The sequence below is a fragment of the Psychrobacillus syltrankelensis genome (assembly GCF_055454035.1).
In genome coordinates this window covers 639,198-662,006 of sequence record NZ_CM144227.1, presented here as the reverse complement: position 1 = coordinate 662,006, position 22,809 = coordinate 639,198, and the positions used below count along the sequence as shown (strand labels likewise).

The following is a 22,809-nucleotide window of genomic DNA, read 5'->3' as shown; positions in this document are numbered from 1 at the left end:
TCATTCCTTCATGGGTTTCTTCATCTGTTATTTTATATCTGCCCAATGTATGCGATTGTTTCATTTGGGACAATAAGCCTACCGTCTATGGCATATTTGTCGAACAAATTCTTCAGCTGCTTTATATAACTATCATATTCCACGTCATTTTCTTTTAGTGAATAGGATGCTGACAGGTTTCTTTCGATAAATTTTGATTTATTAAATTGCAAATCATTTTGAAAACGATGTACATCAAAATTACTAAAAAACGTTTTGATTTTTTCATCCATATATCCAATTCCTCCACTGAAACCTTTAAAATCCGCGCAAAACCTTCTAAAGATTTGTTCATTCTCTTGTACTAACGGACTGTCCATCACACGGGAATTCCATACTAAAATAACCTTTCCTTTGTCATGAAGAATACGGCTACACTCCATTTTGAATCTAACTGTATCAAACCAGTGAAACGCCTGTGCAACAGTAATAAAATCTACACTTTTTGCCTGAAGAGTAGTATGTTCCGCAGTTCCATTCACTGGATAAAATGTTGAGAATTGTCCTAAATTTTCTTTAGATTCACTTCGCATGTCTTCACTTGGTTCAACGCCGTACACATTACATCCCATTTCAAGTAATGTCTTTGAAAAAACCCCTGTTCCCGAACCTATATCAGCGACAAAGGAGTCCTTAGCTATCCCAATGTATGATAAATGGTTAATCAATTCAGGCGCATAGCTAGGTCTTGCGTTTGCATAAATAGCAGCTTTACCGTTGAATTTCTTCGTGTTGTCCATTATATTTTCTCCTTTTTATTACTTCTCTACACTATAAAACATATCGTATCATATTTAATAATACGTTACGTATATGATCAATGATTACAAAAAGGACAGACTCATTTCAGCCTGTCCTTAGATGTATATTAAATTGCTAATTCACTTAAAATAAACGATTCAAATTCGCCATTTCAATTGCGGACACTGCAGCATCATAGCCTTTATTTCCGACTTTTGTACCAGCACGTTCAATCGCTTGTTCAATTGTTTCCGTAGTTACAATACCGAACATAACTGGTACACCTGTAGTTAAGCCAACACTTGCAACGCCTTTAGCTGTTTCGTTACAAACATAATCGTAGTGTGTCGTAGAACCGCGAATAACGGTACCTAAACCGATAATCGCATCATATTTTTTCGTTTCTGCCATTTTTTTTGCGATGAAAGGTACTTCAAATGCACCAGGCACCCATGCAACATCTACATTTTCCTCGGCAACGCCATGACGCTTCAATCCATCCAATGCACCATCCAATAATTTACCATTAATAAATTCATTAAATCTACCAACAACTACACCAATTTTTAAATCTGTACCTATTAAATTCGCTTCAAATACTTTTCCCATTCTTTATCTCTCCTATAAGTTCATTTTAAATTTTTTTATCAAACTGCTTGTTCTTGTTCTTGTTCATTTCGATATTTCACTAATGCTTCGATCGTCACAAACTTTAAACCATGTGTTTCGGCAATAGTATGTAATTCAGGAACTCTCGCCATTGAGCCGTCTACACTCATAATTTCGCAAATAACTCCTGCAGGTTGCATACCACAAAGTTTCGCAAAATCAACAGCTGCTTCTGTGTGACCTGGACGCTCGAGTACACCATTTTCTTTTGCTACAAGTGGGAACACATGACCAGGTCGGCGGAAATCCGAGCTAACCGATTCCGTGTTTAACAGTTGTAATATCGTTTCTGAACGCTCAAATGCACTAATGCCTGTTTCAGTCGTTTTATAATCCACACTTACAGTAAACGCCGTTTGATGATTGTCCGTGTTATCTTGAACCATCGGATATAAATCAAGACGATCTGCTAACACTTGAGTGACAGGCGTGCAAATTAAACCCCGACCATATGTTGCCATAAAATTAATGTTTTCCGGTGTTGCGTACTCTGCCAACACTAGAAAATCACCTTCATTTTCTCGGCTTTCATCATCTACAACGATAATAATTTTCCCTTTTTTCAAATCCTCTACTGCTTGTTCAATTGTATGGAACATATGTAATGTACCGCCTTTTCGTTAGAATCCATTTTGTCTTAAAAAATCCATTGAGATCGACGAACTTTCTTGCTTTCTTTCCAAATGGTTTATCACGTATTTGCCAAGTAAATCATTTTCAATATTCACTACATCATGCTCTTTTTTAATACCGAGAAGTGTTTCACTAAATGTAAGTGGAATAAGGGAAACTGTTAGTTGATTTGACTTTATACCAAAAATGGTTAAACTAATGCCATCTACTGCAACCGAACCTTTTAGCATACAGAATTTACTGAGTTCCTCACTAATGCTAATATCTACATATACGGCATTTTCTACTTTTCTTTGTCTTAAAATGACACCCGTACCGTCCACATGGCCCGAAACAAAGTGACCACCAAATCGACCATTAGCAGGCATTGCACGCTCCAAATTAACAGCATGACCAATTTGCAAAGATTGAATGCTTGTAGACTTTACCGTTTCTGGCATAACATCCACTGTAAATAGTTCATTCGAAAAAGAAATGACTGTTAAACATACACCATTAACCGCAATACTATCCCCTAGGTGAATATCTTCTACAATCTTTTTGGATTCCAAAGTTAATTGCATACTATTAGGTCCGCTTTTCATCGATTTAACTTTGCCTAAATCTTCTACAATTCCAGTGAACATAGGCTACACCTCTTTTCTGTTTAAGAATTTACTCAAAAATAAAACCCCATAGAAACATCTCTAAGGGGTAGTTGGAAAATTATGTTTTACGCGTCAACAAATAAACCTCTTGAAGTAGTAATTTTCTCCATAAGGAAATAAGCTTGCTCGTACATCCTTCTCCCATCCAGACTATACTGTCGGCTTTGGATTCGCACCAAATCCTGCCTTAAAGAAGGCTCACGGGCTTAGAATTTCTTCATCACCGTCGATTGGGAATTTCACCCGACCCCGAAGGACTACATGTATGAAATTTTGCATTTTGCTAGGTTTTATTTAAAAATAAAACCCCATAGATATATCTCTACGGGGTAATTAGGAAAATTCTGTTTAAAGCATCAACAAATAAACCTCTTGAAGTGTATTTTCTCCATAAGGAAATAAGCTTGCTCATACATCCTTCTCCCATCCAGACTATACTGTCGGCTTTGGATTCGCACCAAATCCTGCCTTAAAGAAGGCTCACGGGCTTAGAATTTCTTCATCACCGTCGATTGGGAATTTCACCCGACCCCGAAGGACTATTCATCTATAAAAACAGTATAGCACTTAAAAAGAAAATTTTCATGGTATAAAAAGTAAACTTAAGTTTCTTAATTTCTGTTCTTAAAAGTGAGCACAAAAAAGACAGACTTTTATCAGCCTGTCCAACTATTTTTTACATATTATTCTTTTCTCAGTTTAACCATGTAAGACATTGCTTCGTTTAAGTCAACATGCACATGATATTCCCAAGTTTTGTAGTTCATCGCACCACCAGGTTCAATATCGACAAGCGTAAGTCCAGTAGTCTCTAATAACTTTTTCAAGTCTTGAGGAGAGTAACATCTTAAAGATTGAGTAACGCTTCCTTCCCCATCAAACCATGTATCAAGCATACGGCAATTCAAAAAATCAAAATCATACTTTCGAAGTGTATTTTCTACTGCCATCTCTTGACCAGCAACACTTGCCCAGTACCAAGGAGTATAAATATCTATTAAGATACAACCATCAGGTTTTAGCCAATTGCTCATTCGTTTTAATAATTTGTGTTGATCTTGATCTTCACCAATACCGAATCCGTCTATATAGCAAATAACATCAAAAGAGTTATGAAGTTCTACCTCATAAAAGTCGCCTTCTACCATTTCAAGCTCCCCGATTAAACTATGTTCGCTTTTCAGCTTTTTCATGTAGTCAATTCGAGATGTTACTAGTTCTACTGCAGTAACAGAGTATCCCTTTTTAGCAGCTGTTATTGCAAACTCTCCGCCTCCCGCACCTAACTCCAAAATGGAATGGAAAGGGTTAGAGACCATTTTCTCGATTTTCGCCAATATTTCCTCATGCTCTTCGTTTGGACCTGTTAGACCTTCTTTATATAATTGAAATTGTTTTTCGTAAAAATTTTTAACCCATTTCATACTGAACACTCCTTATCCAACATTTTTATCATTCAATAAGGTCGATCAGGATGAATCAATTGTAAAGCAGCATATAATGCCTCCAATAACTTGTAATTTAATAGATTATATCACAGATTATTTAGAAAATTATATATAACATTTTATGGAATGAACAGGTTTGTTTACGCTGCAGGAGGACACTTTCCAGGGGGCACTCATCAAGAGGGTTATCTCGCTTCGCAGTCAATTAAAATGAGAAATGACGCAGTTTAATTAATAGCATCTTCATTTTCCGCGGTACAATCTGCTATTAGATTAATACTGCACCGAGCAATTTTTCGTGTTGTTCTCATTTATGAGTCCACTTCCTTTCAGTGGTCTACGTTTTAATTCAAGATGAAACGCTTTATTTCCTTCTTAAATTTATAAATGATCTTTAAACTAACCTTCCAACAATGGTATGTAAGGAATCTCCATTCCATCAACCACAGCAATTTTAAAACCCTTACCTGTTGTATAAATCTTCGTTCCAACAGGCAACTTATTTGCTGTACCATTATTAAAGTTAAATGCAGATTCTTTTTGTTTTATTATTATCCCAACTTGCTCACCTAGCGTATATTCGGATTCTGTAACCCATTCAATCTCTTGGGCATTCGCGTATACAATATCTTCTAAAAGAAAAATATCTGCATCTCTGTTTTTAAGCATATCTTTTGGTGTTGGATTTCCAGTTATTATTTCATTGGAACAACCTAAAACTATTAATAAAAACAAAGAAATATAGAATAATACTCGACCGGTTCTACCTATAAACAAAAACATAGAATAGCCCACTTCCTTTTATTCGTATAAGTTTCTATTCTTTAATAAACGTATTAAGTCCTTCTTGAAGACATATCCATAAATTTGAAATAAGGAAGAAATATTCCTAGCAAAGACACGGTACAGATAATAGATCCTATCAAAAAGTACAATGGCCGTATTCCCCATTGTGCGCTCAAAACTCCGCCTACTAGAACCCCTAATGGCATAGCTCCCCTAATTATAAACAGTCGAACGGAAGATACTTTCCCCATTAACTCATTTGGTACGGTTTGCTGAAAAATGGTTATATTATGTACTCCAAAGATTGCCATAGCTATCCCAGCAATAACTTCGGTAATAATAGCTAAGATAATGCTATGACTAAAGCCTAACGTAATAAAAGTTAAACCACCAATTACTAAAGCTCCTAACATTAAAACTCTTCTACTTTTGTATTTAATTTTTCCAACTAATATTGAACCAACTACATAGCCTAATGGAAAACCTGCCATGAAGTATCCATATTCTGAATAACTACCAGCTAATTCATTTGTAATATAAGGCAATGTGACAACCATCGTCACCCCTACTCCAAATTGAACAAAACCTAAAAAGATTCCTAACCAAACGATAAGACGTTGACCAAAAAAATAAGTTACTCCTTCAAGGAATTGCTCGAGCCAAGATTTTCGTACATTTTGAGTGATTCTTGTCTCTTGTATAAAAAGTAACAGTATACCGCTTGTAAAAAGTATTCCACATACGAATATTAAAGTTGGTATTACGCCTAAATCCTCGATAACAACTCCACCTAGAATCGGTGCAAGGAAGGTCATTAATCGGACCGTTCCGTCAATATATGCGTTCGCTGTTGCTAATTGATTATTAGAAACAATAGTAGGTATAATCGCTTGATTGGCTGGTGTATAGACAGGAATAATTAAACCAACTACTATTTGAACAGCATAAATATGCCAGGTTTCAAGACTTCCAGTAGTAAAAGATACAAGTGGTATGAGAAAAATTAACCCTCGAGTCCATTGAGAAAATACCATTATCTATTTTCTACTCCATCGGTCAATAAATGGACCAATAAACAATTGCAAAAAGAGGGAAGGTATAAAATACAATAACCACATACTGCCTATTGCCATTGTGGAACTGGTCAGTTGATAAATTAGTATGGAGTTACAAAAAGTCCCGAATGCTCCTCCTAATTCAGAAATGACATTACCTACCCATACAATGAGAAAAGGACGATTTTCTAATAAGTTGTTACGTATCCCTCTCCTCATTGATTTAAATATAACTCCAATTCTTTTGATAACATATCGAGCGCATTTCTCTTAAGAGAATACTTTGCATCGATAATCTCCACTAATTTAGCTGCTCTCAATATTTTAAGATGATGATGGATGGTAGATTTACCGATATTTAATTTTTCGGTAATATCCTGTAATGTACGATCGTGTTCATATAGTAATTTAACGATTCGAAGACTGATCAACGTCGCGAAAAAATAAGTTTATTTTCTGTTCCTGAAAGTAGCCTATGTATATTTTCCATATGCCTAAAAGTAACCATAAACGCCATTAGGCACGCAAATATATAAAAATATAAGGTATTCCCAAAAACAGGGATAAATGAAATAGTCGCAAAAAGCATTGTAGCACATATTGTGCCTAAAGAAACATAGCGGGTTAAAGCTACTATTATCACAAAAAAGCCAAGGCATAAAAGGGCCATAACCCAGTCAACCATAAACAGCACAGCCACTGCTGTAAGTGCTCCCTTGCCCCCTTTAAACTTAAAATATATCGGCCAGTTATGCCCTATAACCACTCCTGCGCCTGCCGCTAAAAGGCTTAAGCAGTCTTTAGCATCTCCCGAATAAAAATTAACGCTGAGGAAAATTCCTATTAAACAGGCAATTATCCCCTTTAATATATCTCCCACAAGAACAAACACCGCAGCAGATTTCCCAAGTACCCTCAGAGTATTGGTAAGCCCGGCGTTTTTGCTTCCATGGCTCCTTATGTCCTTGCCGTATATTTTCCCTACAATCACCGCTGTATTAAGGCTGCCTAAAAGGTAACCCAAAGCTAAGGCCGTAAAAAGCTTTAAAATATCAATCATCACTCTTCTCCCTTGGAATTATTCTAATTTTCTTTTATTTCTACATAAATACAGGATCTTCTAACTATGATTTTACCAGTACGCTACATGTATCTCAATAGAGTCACTCTATTAAGATAATAATAAAATAAATACAGATACACGCCATAATCGACAATAATTTCCCCTTTTTAAAAGCTGCGCAAATACTGTATTTTCATTTTTCAATAATTGCAGTTCAATCTCATCTCTCAAGTTCTGTGTAGCAATTACTTTAGAGATATCAGTTTCATGTTTTTCTACTCTATTAAATGATTCCAATACGTACATCTAAATAACTTAAGAAAACTTCCTTTTGTGCAATCAATGCTTCAAACGTAGACCACTTATCGTGTCAACAGATGATCTTATGTGTATCGAATGGATAAACTTCATCTCGGGCTACTCCAGATTATGAGTAATAATCTTTACCTAGTAGGCTGGTTCCGCTCGACTAGGAATAATCGATTCGATCTTAATAGAACTAAAGTCAACTTCCTTGTACATACTAAATATTATTATCACTTAAATCAGTGGAAAACGTTCTTATTGTTTCCTGTTTATTAAATATTTGAGAAAAAATCATTTTTTCCTATAGTTTTTTTCACTTACCCAAGTATTTGAGACCTTGTCCTGAATGGTTCTATCACAATAAAAGTTTCCTTAGAGAAAAAAACTTTTACAAAGACAAGATACCATGTTAAGATATTTACATATACTAAAAAGTGTATTATATTACCTCAAAAGTTGGTCTTGGGAAACATTTTAACATAAAAAGAAATTTAGGAGGGATGAAAAATGAGTTCTCGGCCCAAAAATAAGTCAAACGACCAGGGATGGTTTAAAGAAAGTTCTAATGTAAGTATGGAAGAGGTAAATAGCTCAGTAAACGTTCCGACTAAAGGAGGATTTTGGCGTAAGCTTCTGGCGTTTGCTGGACCAGGTTCGTTGGTAGCTGTTGGATATGTTGATCCAGGAAACTGGGCGACTTCCATTGCAGGTGGTGCAAGATTTGGTTACACGCTATTAAGTGTCATTTTACTCTCTAATTTAATTGCAATAATATTACAGTCATTGTCAGCAAAACTAGGGATTGTAACTGGAAGAGACCTTGCTCAGGCAACAAGGGATGCAACCGGGAAGAAAACGGCTATTTTTCTTTGGATTTTAACGGAACTTGCAATTATTGCAACAGATTTAGCAGAGGTCATCGGTTCTGCGATTGCTTTGAATTTATTATTTGGAATTCCTCTTTTATTAGGGATTACTATTACAACACTAGATGTATTACTTTTACTTTATTTGCAAAAGAAAAGTTTTCGGATTATAGAATCGATTGTCATCGTATTAATGGTAACGATTTTTTTCATATTTGCATTTGAAGTGTTTATTTCCAAGCCGGAGATTTCCGCTTTATTTGGAGGATATGTTCCGCAAATGGAAATTGTAACAAACCCAGGCATGCTCTTTATTTCACTTGGAATATTAGGTGCTACGGTTATGCCACATAATTTATATTTGCATTCTTCCATAGTTCAAACGAGAAACTACAAAAGAACAATAGAGGGAAAAAAAGAGGCATTAAAATTTTCACTCATTGATTCTACATTTTCTCTAACTGCGGCCTTCTTCATCAATTCTGCTATATTAATTCTTGGAGCAGCAGCCTTTTATGGAACAAACTTAAATGTATCCGAAATTGAAGCGGCGTATGAATTATTAAGTCCTACGTTAGGTGTTGGTATTGCAAGTACATTATTTGCAGTTGCTTTACTAGCTTCCGGACAAAATGCTACTATCACTGGAACGATGAGTGGTCAAATAGTGATGGAAGGATTTATTCATTTACGAATTTCCCCTTGGTTACGTCGCTTGATTACACGATTATTAGCAGTTATCCCTGCTTTTGTTGTAACTTGGATTGCTGGATCAAAAGGAACAGGTGAACTACTTTTATGGAGTCAGGTCGTATTAAGTCTAGCTCTCCCATTTGCCGTTGTTCCTTTAGTAATGTTTACTAGCGATAAAAGGAAAATGGGTGAATTTGCAAATAGATTACCAGTAAAAATATTAGCTTGGATATGTACCGTTTTAATCATCATTTTGAATATATTCTTAATCTGTTATATTATCATCACTGGGCAAGATTTAGGATAATAAACATTGAAAAAACGGCATGATTTGATGAATAATCATGCCGCTTTTTTTCATGTATAAGTATAAAATTCTCTTTTAGTCAATTCAACCATGTCTAATCGAATATTCAAACCAAAGCAAACCGAAAACGTATAGATGCAAATGGAGCACATTTCATACAAGGATTTTATGTAAGAAAGTGGTTAATCAACGCCTTGTTTTAATTTAGTAGAATTATTTAAAGAATTATCATTAATACCATCCAGTTATTTTGGTTCCATCCTTATAGATCCTAATCACTTCTGTATCATAATTAATAGGAGTTGGTGAGAAACTAAACCATATACGTCCTTTATTAGTATCTAGAATTGTAGCCTCAGTACTTTCTAGATTTTTATATTGAATTAGTAATTTTTCGATTTCATCATCATAAATAACACCCATTAAGATTGTAACGTAATCATCTAATGATGATGATCTACGAGGAAGCAAATTGGTAAGTGATTTAGTTAATATCGAGTCATTCCGATTGAATTCTTCACCTCCAGACCCACCAGACCAACGATAGCCGAAGAAGTTTTTTTCGATTAGAGCAGCGGATAAAATATTATTATCTCCATATATGATAATAGTATTTCCTTTCATTTCTGTGGTATAAAAAATTTCATCCATAGGCACGTTTGATTCCTCTATGGCTTCTTCTAATGTCTTATAATCCATTTGATAATAAATTATAGAAATGATAAAAATAAATGAAATAACAAAAAGCCATTTTTTCAAATTTAATCTTACACCTCCATATGAAGTTATTTATTAGTCCATTAACATGTGTAACTGCTAAAACTGTAAACTAATTGCATTCTTTGAATTGCCTTCCCTCAAGTTTTCCAACTATCTTATTTTGCACAAACAAAAAATGTAGATAAATCTCTAGTGCATTATAATAAGCAAGCACGTATTCCACTTGAATATCAACTGGTGGAAAACATGCTTTTATTAACTCTAAATTTAGCGGTAATCTTGAAGTGCTACCTTTGCCTTGATTTGTCTAAGTTGTCTTTTATCAATCTTACCTAATGGTGTATACGGAATATGATCCACAAATACAATATCCTTTGGTAATTGAAACCGCGCTACCCTTGGACGTAACCATACAAAGAGCTCCTCTTTGGAGAGATGAACATCAACTGGTTGTACAAATGCTTGTAATCTTTGACCAAACTTTTCATCGCTAATTCCGATAACTGCTACATCTTCAACTAGTTCATGATTTATTAATGCTTGCTCAATTTCAATGGGATAAACATTTTCTCCAGCTGAAACTATCATATCATCTGTTCTCCCTCGTAAAAAATAGTACCCATTATTATCTCGGTAACCTAAATCACCGGTTTCTATCCACCATTTCTCACTATTTGTCATCGACCATTTATTTTTAATGAAGAATTGTCCTATTACACCATTTTTGACCCTTTTATTATTGTTATCCAATATTTTTAATCGAACACCGTCTATTTTTTTACCGATCGTATGAACCGAATACTTCAGATCATTTGGTGTTGCAATTATATTCAAACCAGCTTCCGAAGTGCCATATAAATTATACAAAACATCCCCTAATTTACTGAAGACATCCTCTACAAGTTTAGGATTCAGCTCTGCTCCTCCAGAAGCGATACAAACAAGAGATTGCAAATCTTCTGGATTGGTTTTTAACATTTTATGTATCATTAATGGTACGACTGTAACAATATCAACATTATTCTCACGTATAAGGCAACAAGCCTTTTCAGCATGAAATCCTTTATTTAAAATCACTGTTTTCCCTAATCCAATAAACGAAAATAAAACAGCAATCCCATAACCGTGATAAAGGGGAGTAGCAATATATGCAGTATGACAATTTAATAGATTTAATCGTGTAATTAATGCTAAGAATGGATTTAAAAAATTGAATACTGAAGGTGTATGTGCGACTTCCTTTGATTTCCCTGTAGTTCCACCTGTTAGCAGCACAATTTTACTCTTTGAAGACTTTTGAAGCTTGTATTTAACATCTATTCTTGAATGAAGTAAGTTATTAATTGCCTGAAAGTTATCATGGTAGCTCAAAATTTTCTCTTTATTGTATTGGGTTTCTTCTATATAAGAACTCAATTCAAAATCATAGACAATTAATGCGAAATTATGTTGAATTACTAATTGATTAAACTGCATTTTGCTCATTTCTGTATTAAGCAAATAGATGTCAGGACCTAAACGGGAGATAGCAAAAATAGATTTTATCAGAGAAGAATGGTTTTTGCACAAAAAGCCAACCTTCTGCCCTGATTTTAATTGGAATTTTTCTTTTAAAATAAAGGCTAATCTTTCGGATTGTAATAGTAATTGCTTATAGCTTATTGTTTCTTCTTCGTATACTAGTGCGATTTTATTGCCGTATGCCCTCTCGGCAATATATAACAGAAACATGGTATTTACTCCACATTTATAAATACCAATTATTAACCAATATATTCCTAATGGAGAAAATAACTTGATTTTATATAAAACTTTTATAAGTTTTACTAATCTCACTTTCCTTCTCCCCTCTTTCTTAAAACACTAGTAATACAAGTTTCCAGAATGCCTCTAAAAAATATGGAGGTCAACTGGCCAAATATTAACCACCATGGCCTATATTTTTTCCTTTTGGTATACATGGATTTACAAATAATCTGTGCTACATGTTTCGGGCACATGGCAGGCATCTTAAGATAAACAGTTGTAGGAAGTATCATGGGGGTTTTAACTAATGGTAAGTAGATAGAGCTTGTAGATATTCCCATCATATTTAACTCTAGAGCTGCAGATCGAAACCAAGTATCAAAAGCTGACTTGGATGCTTGATATGCAGCCCAATATGGAATTGGTATTAAAAGAGCGTTTACTGTGGAAATGTTGATAATTTGTCCTTTATTTTTTTCTAACAAAGGAATGACTGACAAAAGCAGTTGAACTGGAGCGAAATAATTAATAGCCATCGTACGGGTAAAATCGTGAAATCGGTCTAATGAATTGTGAATAGAGCGATTAATTGATAAACCTGCATTACTAACTACTATATCCAACCCATTGGGAAGTCGATGAATAAAATCCAGTAACTCCTCCATCTCTTCTTTGTTTCTAAGATCTGCCCTGAAAATACTTACTTTGGCAACTTCCTTTTCTATTTCACTTTTCATTATTGAAAGCTTATCTTCTCTTCTGGCAACTAAAATAAGATGAGCATGAATATCTGCTAGTTAAGCTACTTTCTCTCCTATCCCAGAGCTCGCACCAGTTATAAGAATCGTTTTTCCATTTAGTTTACTGCTTAACTTCTTTTTATTGAAATATGTAGGAGGAAATAATAATCTTTCTAAAAGGTTGTATTTATGCATATTAACAATTCCTTTTACTTGTTATAGTTTTTAGATTTGCGACTTAATGAAAAATCATCATAGTTTGAATCTATTATTATTTCATCATCTGATTATAGATATAAAGACTGTATAATGCTGGAATTAATAAACTCATAGCAAGACAAACGACTGCTGCTAATTTTGACTGTTTTATCAGACGTTCATCACCTATTTTTAAGTGTTGAAAGAAAGTAAGAGAGAAATAAAAGCATAATACAATCAGTATTATAGAAAGTATTCCAATCCAATTTCCAGCTCCCAATAAGTTCATATTACCCATTCTAACACCCCTTTTAAAATCCAAAACTTTATGAAAAAGTTCAAAAATAAGGTCTCTATCCCATAAATCCACACTATAAATTCCATAAAAATATATGAAAAAGCTTTATTGAAAAGAAAATGAAAGTAATGAAAAATTTATTAGTATCTATTTGTTCATTTTCTTATAGTTCAATCAATTTTATAATTCAAATTTAGAGCATAAAACACGAACAATATTAAATTGAAATGCATGAAAATGTATAATATATTCTTCATAAATCAGCATGATTTCCGCTATAGGCAGTCGCTTTCCGCTGGGTGAGCGATGAGCCATCACCGCCGCATTCGCGTCGTTTGTAATGTCTCATCTGTCTCACTCATCCCGCTGGAGTCGCTGCCTGTCGCTCCAATAAATAAATTAAGGATTGTTCGCGTTTTAAAAATTACATGCTATTTATGAAATTAACTCAGTTATATCTATATTTTATCATTGTCTTCTTCTAATTTGTTAATAATATTCTAATTATTTCTCTATGGGGGACGGTTTTACAACACTAAGCCGATTTTTAAGACGATTCCCCCTTTTTTAACAAAGTCACGAAAATTTTACTGGTCTTAAAGAATCTAAAGAGAATACTTTCTCCGATTTAAAATGGTATACCCTCCGTGAATTAATGTGTTTCCTACCAAAGGTGACTAGATGGAGCAATCAATTTTCATTAATACCCTATAAAACCGCTTATTTTACTTTTTGCCACTACTAGTTAATGGATAGTTTTATTCGAGGACGAGTCGCTCTATACCAATGCAAACAAAGGATGAAGATAACAATAATATCAATGGCATCTCCACCATAGAACATAATCATGCCTCCAAGTTGTGCCTGTTCTAACGGTACTCCAGTAGGTGGGTGAGCATAGATGAACTTTGATAGAATGCCATGACCTGCTAAGAAAATAATTAATACGATTGAACGGTACAAGAAAGATATTCTATGGGGTAGTGGGTCAATATAAACCATGGATACCGTGAATAGATAGCCAGCTATGAATACATGGAAATGCATTATGAGATGAAAAAGGGTATTCTCGTGCACAAGCGAATATATGTCGGTAGTGTACAACAACCAGAGACCTCCTAAATTAAGGAAGGATGTAACAATGGGATGAGTCATTATGCGAGACGGGCAACTCTTCAGAATACGAGAAAGTCGTCGGGCTAAAGGGATGCTTAGCGTTCTTAGCACAAGAGTCATTGGTGCGGCTATTACCATAAGCAATGGTGCTAACATTCCCAATAGTAAATGACCGAGCATGTGCGCTGTGAATTCAGTATGGGAACGATTGGCAAGGGGGCCAGCAACAGCAATAACCGCAAACAGAACTCCGAAAGTCCAGCAGATGGTTCGGTATAATGGCCACGGCTTATAACACCGACTAGAAAGGACTACAGCTAGGATATACAGAATCAATGCCATTATAAATGGCAGGGCTAGGAGCATCTGAGGTATTATCCAGGCTATATGCGGTATCTCATTCCCATCGTTATGATAAATGTGATTATTAATGTTCATGTGAAACTGCCTTTCCGAATTGTTTCTTACTTCGTGTGCGAACAATAAGAATGAGACCAATTATGATCATTAAAACAGCTAGCATGTTCCATACTAAGTCATAGACAATAACGTTTTCCACGTAACGAATCTGATGTATCCGCATTAGTTTGTGTTGGATTGCACCATCATATAATTGGAAACCACCTGCTCCAATCAACACACCACCCACCCACCTGCTAATCCATAGTGCGTTTCGCCGACGAAGATCGGAAAACAAGAATAAACCTGCTATTGTTGCAAACCAACTAAAAGCGTGAAAAAGACCATCTGAAATTAGTCCAATATCAGTCGTAGATTTATCGTAAAAATGGTGCCAACGCAGTAGTTGATGAAAAATTGTCTCATCTATAAAAGCGGCTACTCCAACCCCGAATAGAACCCCCGACCATAGATTTCGATTTGAGTAAACAGAGACATTTGTAAAATTGGAATTGGTCTTCTTGTCTTCTTTCATAGCCATTTACTTCTCCTTCACCATAAATCTACATTATTTACCCTCCAATATTGGTCAAATAAATAGTTCTTATTCAGAGATATAGTCTTAACGTTGATTATCCGCATTCTGCTGACGGTACCCTCTAAAGATATTTTCAATCCTCTAAAATTCACCAGTTTATTTTAGAACGATAATTTTCTAACACAAAGAGCTTTTTTAGTCTAAATTGATTTCATATTTTACCTCTGCAAAGTTTTTTATAAGTAGTGCTTCGTTTATACAGTTACCTGTTTTTTTATCAATCGTTTTTCTCCAAATTTCATTTTGTCTATAATTTTTTTCATTCTCCCTAAAAAACATGTGGTTCCTTTCTTCTAAATGGTAGGTATACCGTACCTTTTCGTTTGAATAGATTGCTCCCTTTAAATGCTTATTAGTCAACCAAACACGGATTTGGAAGGAGTACTTCGTTTTATTCTCAAATCTTAAATCTACAAAATTAAAGAAAACACTTGCACCGCTACCAAAAGGAAGAACTCTACCATCATCTGGGAATGGGTCAAAGCTGTGATGATGTCTTTCTAAAATAGTTAACGGAGTATGTAAAGCCATCCAATAAAGTAGGTTTGCAAGTTGACAAATCCCACCACCAACACCAGTTTTCACTTCTCCATGTGAGAGTTGCATACCTTCTATATATCCTTTTGCTTTTGTTGTTTTCCCTACTAATTCCCAAAACGAAAAAGTCTCACCAGGACGGATAATGATCCCATCTATATCATTCGTTGCAATGGATAGATTTACTATTTTATTTTCTTGAAGTCGTGGATCGCTATCACCTAACCGCCTCCTTAAGAGCGATTGGTGTTTTTTACATGTAAAAGGATAAGAATCCTTGCTGTGGTTCTTTGCAAATTTTTTTCTGTCTCTCATGTTTTGTAGATAACGAAATAAGGTCTTTTGCTTAATCCGAATATGGTATAGAAATGGATGAATCTCTGAAAATCTCAAATTATTCCCCCTTCCTTATTATTCAGTAATCCCATGGATCTTTCAAAACACTTTCTTCATGTCAAACATCCAAACAGTTTTTTGGTATCCAGCCTACTTCTCCATTTGCCCTCTTAATAAGAATATACCCTTCACATTCCTTATCAACGATCCAAACTTTTTCGTCTCGATTTACAGACAAAAAAGTTGTACTAAGATCAGTTCTGCAATTTGTTAAATTATCATTATCTACTAGATATTCATTTTTTATCCATTGATCTATTCCTAGTTTCATATTTTCACAGAGGGTAAAGTATTCCTCTCGCTTTAATATCCGCAATTCATAGTTTGGATAAGTAACGGTTCCCATTCTGTTCGCTAAATCGGAATAATCTTTTTGTACAATCATTTCTTCTGTTAACTCATCTACATATGTATATGAAAACGTATCGTTATTAATAATTAGAGCATTTAACTGGCCGTCTTTTTTAATTTGATTACCACCATCTAATGCAATTACCTTTTTATCTAAATCAATTAATGGATTATGTGAACTTATTTGCTTTGCTCGATAGTTAACGACTGGCCAGTGCCCTACAATGACTGTTTTATCCGCTTGGTGTTCTTTTTCGTAAAAGGAGTCTATATATAAAGCAAACTTTTCTTCTGTTTGATACCAATCTTCTATCTTTTCAATACCTGCATGGATGACAATAAAATCATCTGTATCATAAGCATTTGGCAATGATTCAATCCATTCTATTTCATCTTGAAAATGCTCCCGATAAAAATGAGCTAATTCAGTTAAATTACAGAAATCATCCAGTGTTTTACTATGTATTGTTAGTATTTCATTTAAAACCGAATTAGGTTGTTTGTTCATGTATGGAATGATTCCCTCACTCCCGTTAAAAACATAACGATATATAACATCACAATTTCCTTTTGTTACATACACATTTTGAGATTGCTCAGATAACTCCCTTACATACTCAATAACCCCTAAGCTGTTCGGTCCTTTCTCGCAAAGATCACCGTTAATAAATAAATAATCTTCCTTCGTGTATTTCACCTTGCCTAAAAGTTCTTTAAATACCTTTAAGTTTGCATGTATATCGGAAATAACTATTGAACGTCTTGTTTTATCTAATTGCAGTCGTCTTACATCAATCATAATCTCAACTCCTGAATTTTCGTTCTTTTAAGAATATTATATCAAAACAATCTTAAGATTAATTAATAGAAAAAAACTTTAGACATGTTCGTAATAATACGGGTGTCTAAAGTCTTTAAATTACTTTACGCTTTTATATTTTATATTAAATATTCTTATTGGAGTTAATTTCATAAATAGCATGTAATTATTAAAACACGAACTATGATTATTTTATTGATTGGAGCGACAGGCGGCGACTCCAGCGGGAGGCCAACAGGATGTTGGTCACGAAGGCGTTGCCACACGATGTGGCGCTCTTAGCCTTTGTTCCTCTGTGAGACAGATGAGACATCGCAAACGACGCGAATGCGGTGGTGATGGCTCATCGCTCACCCCGCGGAAAGCGTCCGCCGATAGCGGGAACCATACGGATATATGAAGAGTATATTATACATATTCTCTCATTTCACTTTAATATTGTTCGTGTTTTATGTTCTAACTTTGAATTATAAAATTGATTCATTGAATACGTAATTCAGATTCACAATCAAAAAAGTGTGCATTATTAAGATTAAATGCTAAGTCGACTGTTTGACCAGCTATAACATTGAAACGCGAATCCACTCGTGCCACAAAGTCTTGGTCATTTACTTTCGAATATAGAATAGTTTCTGCTCCCATAAGTTCAGCAACTTCTATGGAGACATTAATTTTTGTTTCAGGGGAAGAATCAATGAATAATGGCTCATCATGAATATCTTCTGGGCGTATTCCAAGAATGAGCTCTTTCCCCATATATCCTTGATCACGAAGCTTTTGTAGCTTTCCTCCTGGAACGAGTACTTTTACATCTCCCATAACAAAATAATTCTCTTCTAATTTGCCTTTTAGAAAATTCATGGAGGGTGATCCGATAAATCCACCAACAAATATATTATTAGGTTTGTCGTAAACCTCCTTGGGAGCTCCTACTTGTTGGATAATACCATCTTTCATCACTACGAGACGTGTTGCCATTGTCATCGCTTCTGTTTGATCATGAGTAACATAAATAGTTGTCGTTTGCAGTCGTCTGTGCAGTTTTTGAATCTCCGCACGCATTTGAACACGTAACTTTGCATCTAAATTTGATAGTGGTTCATCCATCAAGAATACTTCCGCATCACGAACTATTGCCCGTCCTAAAGCCACACGCTGACGTTGTCCACCAGAAAGAGCTTTTGGTTTGCGATTTAAGAGATCTTCCAAACCTAAAATTTTTGCTGCATTATGCACACGTTTTTTTATTTCATCTTTTTTCAATTTGCGAAGTTTTAAACCGAAAGCCATATTATCAAACACATTCATATGAGGATATAGTGCATAGTTTTGGAAGACCATTGCAATATCTCGATCTTTTGGGGCGATATCATTTACTCTTTTGCCACCTATAAAAAGGTCTCCATCTGTTATTTCTTCTAAACCAGCAATCATTCTAAGCGTAGTAGATTTCCCACAACCAGATGGTCCGACCAATACTAAAAACTCTTTATCTCTTATTTCTAAGTTAAAATCTTGTACTGTAACAATGTCTTTATCGTATACCTTTTTGATATTCACTAATTGTAAATCTGCCATTATCTTTCCTCCAATGTTTTGGCTTTATATATTACATTATGAAACCTTCACTTCTTTTCCAGGTTCTAGATAAATAAAATCTCCTTTGTGAGAAAGGGTCAATTCTTCTCCTTCTATTAGCAAATAGATTACAAAATTTCTTTCTATAATTACTTTTATTAATCTATCTTGATATTGCAAATGAAACTTAAGTGACTCCCAATCATCTGGAAGAGAAGGTGCTAAAGAAAGACCACTTTCCTTCACACGTAAACCTGCAAATCCAAAAACAATAGCAAGCCATGTACCGCCCATATTAGCCATATGGAGACCATCTTTTGTATTACCATGTGTATTTTCCAAATCCAGACGGGCAGTTTCTCTAAAATACTTATATGCCGTTTCTTTATATCCAAGTTTGGAAGCCATTACACTAAATACACAAGAAGATAAAGAAGAATCATGTGTTGTAATTTTTTCATAGTAGTTAAAGGAATTTTCTATCGTTTCAAGATCTTGTTCATCTTCCAACAAAAAGTGTGCCAATACAGTATCAGCTTGTTTGCAAACTTGGTATCGATAAAGTGTTAACGGATGATAATTTAGCAAAAGTGGAAATTTTTCTTTTGGCGTATTTTCTAAATCCCAGCGATCCTTTTGTAAAAAACTATCGTCCTGTGCATTGATTTTGTATTTCTTATCATATGGAAGATACATCTTTTCTCCAGCATAGCTCCATTCTTCCACTTCTAATGGTGATAGTTCTAACCTATCCGATAATTGCTCTAAATAATTTTTATCTTTTTCTTTTAAAAGATTATACACTTTAGCAGCCCATTGAAGATTATGTTTTGCCATGACATTTGTATAATAATTATTATTAACAATACAAGAATATTCATCAGGACCAGTTACACTATCGATTCTAAAAAGATCATCTTTCATATGACCTGTATCCAGCCATAAACGAGCGGTTTCAAAAAGGACTTCTGCCATATAATCTGTTAAAAATGCTTCATCTTTTGTTACTAAATAATATTGGATATAGCTATAAGCAATATCTGCACTTATATGATACTGCGCAGTTCCCGCTGGAAAAAATGCCGAACTTTCCGGACCAGTAATCGTTCTCCATGGGAATAATGCTCCCTTTTTATGTCCCATCTCTTTCGCTCTTTTTCTAGCACTATCTAAAATAGAATATCTGTGTACTAATAAATTTTTTGCTATGGTCGCATTGGTCATTAAAAAAACAGGGAACATATAGATTTCCGTGTCCCAAAAATAATGTCCTTCATACCCTTCACCAGATAATCCTTTAGCAGCTATATTACTTACTGAATCTTTACCGACGGATTGTAAGAGTTGGAAGAGATTGAATCGAATTCCTTCTTGAAGTTTTAAATCTCCATTAATAATCACATCGGATTTATTCCAAAAATTATTTAGATATTTTTTTTGTTGTATTAATAAATCTTCAAAGGTAGTTAATTTTAACTTTTGTTGAATAGCAATTGCTTTTTTAATTACTTCTTTCCCATGTCTTAATGTATCTGTGTAAACATTGTACTTTGTAAAGTGAATTGCTTTATTATCCTCACATATATAGGTCTCTACTACACTAGTATCATCAGTATTACTCATATATTCATATTTTTCTAATCCAATACTGGTTGTGGTTACACATGCTACTTCTAGTTTTGTAGCATATGTTTTACTTTTTATTATACTATAATTGTCATCTCTTCGAACTTCTTCCACAGATTGACGTTTTGCATGACCAGAAGCAACCCGAGGATCATTTTTATCCACAAAGTTTGAGACATCTCCATTTACAGACGAAACAATTTTTACTTGCTTCACATGACTTAAAAGTTCTATTTTTACATCTATAGCAAATAGTTCTCTTGTAACAAAAGAAATGAGCCTTCTAAAGGAAATATGTATCTCTTTCCCTTTTGGAGATTTCCAGTGTACAATTCGTTCCGCATAACCTGCATCCATATATAAGTTTCTTTCGAAGTTAAGTACTTCCCCTTCATATAAAGAAAAAAGTTCCTCATCAAAATAGATTTGTACGGTTTGCGCATCAATGACATTCAAGATTTTTTGCTGAGTCTCTGGAAATCCATACAATTTCTCTCCATAACTAATTTCTATTTCATCATGAAAAGCATTTATATATGTACCACGAATCGTATTGTATGTATCTTCATAGCCCTCCTCAAAGTTACCTCTTACACCTAAGTAACCGTTACCTAAAGACAAAAGGCTTTCATTTAACAAAAGGTTACGATTATCAAGCTCTGATTTAGTCAATTTCCAGGTCATGAAGCTATCTCTCCTCCATATGTAACTTATATATATATTGATTTATGATTTCTTCATAAATCAATTCAGAAGTATCTCCCACTAAATAATCAGCGTGAGATAAATGTTCTCCTTTTCCAACTCCTACAGAAAACATATCGGCTTTATTGATAGCTTCAATACCTGCGGCAGCATCTTCAATGCCAATACATTTTTTGTAAGGAATACCGAGGTAATCCGCAGCAGTCGTGAAAGTCTCTGGATCCGGTTTTCCTTTTTCCACCTTCGAAGCATCTACTATATAATCGAAGTATTTAGAAAGTCCAAGCTTATCTAACACTTGAAGGGCATTTTTACTTGCTGAGCCAAGCGCAATTTTAATATTTTGTTCTTTATTTTTATTCAAAAGAGTTTCAATTCCCGGTAAAATATTCGATGAATTAATAGATTCCACTAATTCTAAATAGTATTCATTTTTTTGGTTTGCTAGTCTTACCTTTTCTTCATGAGTCAGTTTTAATAAGGAAGAATTTAGTTTTAGAATATGCTCTAAAGAATCCATACGACTTATTCCTTTGAGTTGCTCATTAAACCGTCTATCAATCGATATGCCTAATTCATCTGAAAGTTTCTTCCACGCTAAAAAATGAAATTCTGCTGTATCGGTAATAACACCATCAAGATCGTATATAAATGCCTGTGGGTATAGGATCATTTGTTTTTTTCCTTTCTATCTTAGTTGTTAACGAGTGTATAGACACTTCCTCGTTCAATTAACTGGTGTTTTACATAAATATGTTGTCGATCCAATTTATTCTCAATTAAGTCTTGCAATAGAAGAGCTGACAACCTTCCGATTTCAAAAAAGTTCTGACTAATCGTGGTAAGTTGTGTATAACTGCTTAACATTAAATCATCGAATCCAGTAACAGAAATATCTTCTGGAATTCTAAAACCGGCTTCATTTATAGCTTTCATTACACCGAATGCCATTAGATCGCTAAAGCAAAGAAATGCAGTAGGTTGTTTCGTTTGTAAGTATATTTTCGCTAAAGTATAAGCTTCTTCCTCTGAAAATTGCGCGTACAACACTTTCTCCTCATAAAATTCCAACTTCCTTGCTTTAAAGGCGTCCTGCACTCCTTTAATACGCTCTTTATTTACGTAAGTTTCTAATGTCCCTGCCATGATGACAATATCTCGGTGGTTACGTTCCAATAAATATTCAGCAATCTCTCTGCTAGCCTCCGCATTATTAATAGAGACACTCCCGATTAGTCCATTGTCTGTTTCTGTCATAATGTCGAGGACAACACAAGGTATATTCGTATCGATTAATTCCATATAGTATGGATCATCTATACGGATTCCCTGTAAAATAGCCCCCCCAATATTTCGTTCCCTACAGTATTGAGCATAGCTTTTTTGTTTTTGCCGCAGAGAATCTATTAGATAGATTGACAATTCAAACTGACTTTCCGAAACAGCTGTATATACTCCTTTGAATATATCGAATGCGTTATTATCCTTTTCATTGTTGTTAAGAACGCCAGATGAAATCAATCCGACTGTCATTTGCTTTTTGGATGATAAATTTTTAGCAACTATATTAGGTGTATAATTTAGTTCTTTTGCTATTTCAAATATTCTTTGTCGAGTTTTTTCATTTACATCTACATAATTATTAAATGCTTTTGACACAATACTTATCGAAACTCCTGCTTTTTTAGCAACATCTTTTATCGTGGCCATTTCAATTAGTCACTTCCT

22 protein-coding genes, 2 pseudogenes and 2 riboswitches are annotated in these 22,809 nt (G+C 34.5%); of the genes and pseudogenes, 1 reads left to right on the top strand and 23 read right to left on the bottom strand.

Annotated elements, in window-relative coordinates; all coding sequences use genetic code 11:
* Nucleotides 1-32 precede the first annotated feature (32 nt).
* The 10 genes and pseudogenes from ACTSKG_RS03380 to ACTSKG_RS03335 all read right to left on the bottom strand — a co-directional run bounded on the left by ACTSKG_RS03380 (nt 33) and on the right by ACTSKG_RS03335 (nt 7,378).
* The gene (locus ACTSKG_RS03380; protein ID WP_464756736.1) at nt 33-779 is read right to left on the bottom strand and encodes a class I SAM-dependent methyltransferase; all 747 of its coding nucleotides are present in this window, start codon (nt 777-779) and stop codon (nt 33-35) included.
* Nucleotides 780-924: 145 nt separating this feature from the next.
* Nucleotides 925-1,389, bottom strand: coding sequence for a 6,7-dimethyl-8-ribityllumazine synthase (gene ribH / locus ACTSKG_RS03375; protein ID WP_387580874.1), 465 nt, complete (start codon nt 1,387-1,389; stop codon nt 925-927).
* Between the two features lie 38 nt (nt 1,390-1,427).
* The gene (gene ribB / locus ACTSKG_RS03370; RefSeq protein ID WP_464756735.1) at nt 1,428-2,048 is read right to left on the bottom strand and encodes a 3,4-dihydroxy-2-butanone-4-phosphate synthase; all 621 of its coding nucleotides are present in this window, start codon (nt 2,046-2,048) and stop codon (nt 1,428-1,430) included.
* Nucleotides 2,049-2,069: 21 nt separating this feature from the next.
* On the bottom strand, nt 2,070-2,708 hold the full coding sequence (ribE, locus tag ACTSKG_RS03365) for a riboflavin synthase (RefSeq protein WP_464756734.1): 639 nt from the start codon (nt 2,706-2,708) through the stop codon (nt 2,070-2,072).
* 150 nt (nt 2,709-2,858) lie between these two features.
* A riboswitch (FMN riboswitch) is annotated at nt 2,859-2,990 on the bottom strand.
* Between the two features lie 150 nt (nt 2,991-3,140).
* Nucleotides 3,141-3,272, bottom strand: a riboswitch (FMN riboswitch).
* A gap of 140 nt (nt 3,273-3,412) precedes the next feature.
* Nucleotides 3,413-4,153: a class I SAM-dependent methyltransferase gene (locus ACTSKG_RS03360; protein ID WP_464756733.1), complete on the bottom strand. Its 741-nt coding sequence runs from the start codon at nt 4,151-4,153 to the stop codon at nt 3,413-3,415.
* 423 nt (nt 4,154-4,576) lie between these two features.
* A complete protein-coding gene (locus tag ACTSKG_RS03355; RefSeq protein ID WP_464756732.1) occupies nt 4,577-4,960 on the bottom strand; it encodes a hypothetical protein in 384 nt (127 codons plus the stop codon).
* A 53-nt stretch (nt 4,961-5,013) separates the two neighbouring features.
* Nucleotides 5,014-6,237, bottom strand: a pseudogene (locus ACTSKG_RS03350) (MFS transporter).
* Nucleotides 6,234-6,440 (bottom strand): annotated as a pseudogene (locus ACTSKG_RS03345) (ArsR/SmtB family transcription factor); the annotation flags it as partial. The pseudogenes ACTSKG_RS03345 and ACTSKG_RS03350, both read right to left, overlap by 4 nt.
* A 5-nt stretch (nt 6,441-6,445) precedes the next feature.
* Nucleotides 6,446-7,078: a glycerol-3-phosphate 1-O-acyltransferase PlsY gene (plsY, locus tag ACTSKG_RS03340; RefSeq protein WP_464756731.1), complete on the bottom strand. Its 633-nt coding sequence runs from the start codon at nt 7,076-7,078 to the stop codon at nt 6,446-6,448.
* A 111-nt stretch (nt 7,079-7,189) separates the two neighbouring features.
* The gene (locus ACTSKG_RS03335) at nt 7,190-7,378 is read right to left on the bottom strand and encodes a hypothetical protein (protein ID WP_464756730.1); all 189 of its coding nucleotides are present in this window, start codon (nt 7,376-7,378) and stop codon (nt 7,190-7,192) included.
* 516 nt (nt 7,379-7,894) lie between these two features.
* Between ACTSKG_RS03335 and ACTSKG_RS03330 the strand changes: the two genes are divergently transcribed.
* A complete protein-coding gene (locus ACTSKG_RS03330; protein WP_464756729.1) occupies nt 7,895-9,253 on the top strand; it encodes an Nramp family divalent metal transporter in 1,359 nt (452 codons plus the stop codon).
* A gap of 231 nt (nt 9,254-9,484) precedes the next feature.
* Here the strand turns inward: ACTSKG_RS03330 and ACTSKG_RS03325 are convergent, their stop codons facing one another.
* The 13 genes from ACTSKG_RS03325 to ACTSKG_RS03265 form a co-directional block, all read right to left on the bottom strand.
* Nucleotides 9,485-10,012, bottom strand: a complete 528-nt coding sequence (locus ACTSKG_RS03325; protein WP_464756728.1) for a hypothetical protein — start codon at nt 10,010-10,012, stop codon at nt 9,485-9,487.
* Nucleotides 10,013-10,240: 228 nt separating this feature from the next.
* A complete protein-coding gene (locus ACTSKG_RS03320; protein ID WP_464756727.1) occupies nt 10,241-11,809 on the bottom strand; it encodes an AMP-binding protein in 1,569 nt (522 codons plus the stop codon).
* Nucleotides 11,806-12,492, bottom strand: coding sequence for an SDR family NAD(P)-dependent oxidoreductase (locus tag ACTSKG_RS03315; protein ID WP_464757958.1), 687 nt, complete (start codon nt 12,490-12,492; stop codon nt 11,806-11,808). Before ACTSKG_RS03315 ends, ACTSKG_RS03320 begins: the two co-directional genes overlap by 4 nt.
* A gap of 24 nt (nt 12,493-12,516) precedes the next feature.
* Nucleotides 12,517-12,654 (bottom strand): hypothetical protein, encoded by a 138-nt coding sequence (locus ACTSKG_RS03310; RefSeq protein WP_464756726.1) that lies wholly within the window; start codon nt 12,652-12,654, stop codon nt 12,517-12,519.
* Nucleotides 12,655-12,730: 76 nt separating this feature from the next.
* Nucleotides 12,731-13,027: a hypothetical protein gene (locus tag ACTSKG_RS03305; RefSeq protein ID WP_464756725.1), complete on the bottom strand. Its 297-nt coding sequence runs from the start codon at nt 13,025-13,027 to the stop codon at nt 12,731-12,733.
* Nucleotides 13,028-13,696: 669 nt separating this feature from the next.
* A complete protein-coding gene (locus ACTSKG_RS03300; RefSeq protein ID WP_464757957.1) occupies nt 13,697-14,437 on the bottom strand; it encodes a cytochrome c oxidase assembly protein in 741 nt (246 codons plus the stop codon).
* Between the two features lie 61 nt (nt 14,438-14,498).
* The gene (locus ACTSKG_RS03295) at nt 14,499-15,005 is read right to left on the bottom strand and encodes a DUF2243 domain-containing protein (RefSeq protein WP_464757956.1); all 507 of its coding nucleotides are present in this window, start codon (nt 15,003-15,005) and stop codon (nt 14,499-14,501) included.
* Nucleotides 15,006-15,203: 198 nt separating this feature from the next.
* On the bottom strand, nt 15,204-15,998 hold the full coding sequence (locus tag ACTSKG_RS03290; RefSeq protein ID WP_464756724.1) for a VanW family protein: 795 nt from the start codon (nt 15,996-15,998) through the stop codon (nt 15,204-15,206).
* A 61-nt stretch (nt 15,999-16,059) separates the two neighbouring features.
* On the bottom strand, nt 16,060-17,151 hold the full coding sequence (locus tag ACTSKG_RS03285; RefSeq protein ID WP_464756723.1) for a metallophosphoesterase: 1,092 nt from the start codon (nt 17,149-17,151) through the stop codon (nt 16,060-16,062).
* 501 nt (nt 17,152-17,652) lie between these two features.
* On the bottom strand, nt 17,653-18,750 hold the full coding sequence (locus ACTSKG_RS03280) for an ABC transporter ATP-binding protein (RefSeq protein ID WP_464756722.1): 1,098 nt from the start codon (nt 18,748-18,750) through the stop codon (nt 17,653-17,655).
* 36 nt (nt 18,751-18,786) lie between these two features.
* Nucleotides 18,787-21,060 (bottom strand): glycoside hydrolase family 65 protein, encoded by a 2,274-nt coding sequence (locus ACTSKG_RS03275; protein WP_464756721.1) that lies wholly within the window; start codon nt 21,058-21,060, stop codon nt 18,787-18,789.
* Nucleotides 21,061-21,064: 4 nt separating this feature from the next.
* Complete coding sequence (gene pgmB / locus ACTSKG_RS03270; RefSeq protein WP_464756720.1) at nt 21,065-21,754, bottom strand: beta-phosphoglucomutase; 690 nt, start codon at nt 21,752-21,754, stop codon at nt 21,065-21,067.
* A gap of 20 nt (nt 21,755-21,774) precedes the next feature.
* Nucleotides 21,775-22,791, bottom strand: a complete 1,017-nt coding sequence (locus tag ACTSKG_RS03265; protein WP_464756718.1) for a LacI family DNA-binding transcriptional regulator — start codon at nt 22,789-22,791, stop codon at nt 21,775-21,777.
* Nucleotides 22,792-22,809: the final 18 nt, after the last annotated feature.

What these genes read in the sequence shown, in the direction of transcription:
- ACTSKG_RS03380 (WP_464756736.1), bottom strand. Translation starts at nt 779, where the DNA reads ATGGACAACACGAAGAAATTCAACGGTAAAGCTGCTATTTATGCAAAC.
- ribH (WP_387580874.1), bottom strand. Translation starts at nt 1,389, where the DNA reads ATGGGAAAAGTATTTGAAGCGAATTTAATAGGTACAGATTTAAAAATT.
- ribB (WP_464756735.1), bottom strand. Translation starts at nt 2,048, where the DNA reads ATGTTCCATACAATTGAACAAGCAGTAGAGGATTTGAAAAAAGGGAAA.
- ribE (WP_464756734.1), bottom strand. Translation starts at nt 2,708, where the DNA reads ATGTTCACTGGAATTGTAGAAGATTTAGGCAAAGTTAAATCGATGAAA.
- ACTSKG_RS03360 (WP_464756733.1), bottom strand. Translation starts at nt 4,153, where the DNA reads ATGAAATGGGTTAAAAATTTTTACGAAAAACAATTTCAATTATATAAA.
- ACTSKG_RS03355 (WP_464756732.1), bottom strand. Translation starts at nt 4,960, where the DNA reads ATGTTTTTGTTTATAGGTAGAACCGGTCGAGTATTATTCTATATTTCT.
- plsY (WP_464756731.1), bottom strand. Translation starts at nt 7,078, where the DNA reads ATGATTGATATTTTAAAGCTTTTTACGGCCTTAGCTTTGGGTTACCTT.
- ACTSKG_RS03330 (WP_464756729.1), top strand. Translation starts at nt 7,895, where the DNA reads ATGAGTTCTCGGCCCAAAAATAAGTCAAACGACCAGGGATGGTTTAAA.
- ACTSKG_RS03310 (WP_464756726.1), bottom strand. Translation starts at nt 12,654, where the DNA reads ATGCATAAATACAACCTTTTAGAAAGATTATTATTTCCTCCTACATAT.
- ACTSKG_RS03300 (WP_464757957.1), bottom strand. Translation starts at nt 14,437, where the DNA reads ATGCTCCTAGCCCTGCCATTTATAATGGCATTGATTCTGTATATCCTA.
- ACTSKG_RS03295 (WP_464757956.1), bottom strand. Translation starts at nt 15,005, where the DNA reads ATGAAAGAAGACAAGAAGACCAATTCCAATTTTACAAATGTCTCTGTT.
- ACTSKG_RS03285 (WP_464756723.1), bottom strand. Translation starts at nt 17,151, where the DNA reads ATGATTGATGTAAGACGACTGCAATTAGATAAAACAAGACGTTCAATA.
- ACTSKG_RS03280 (WP_464756722.1), bottom strand. Translation starts at nt 18,750, where the DNA reads ATGGCAGATTTACAATTAGTGAATATCAAAAAGGTATACGATAAAGAC.
- ACTSKG_RS03275 (WP_464756721.1), bottom strand. Translation starts at nt 21,060, where the DNA reads ATGACCTGGAAATTGACTAAATCAGAGCTTGATAATCGTAACCTTTTG.
- pgmB (WP_464756720.1), bottom strand. Translation starts at nt 21,754, where the DNA reads ATGATCCTATACCCACAGGCATTTATATACGATCTTGATGGTGTTATT.
- ACTSKG_RS03265 (WP_464756718.1), bottom strand. Translation starts at nt 22,791, where the DNA reads ATGGCCACGATAAAAGATGTTGCTAAAAAAGCAGGAGTTTCGATAAGT.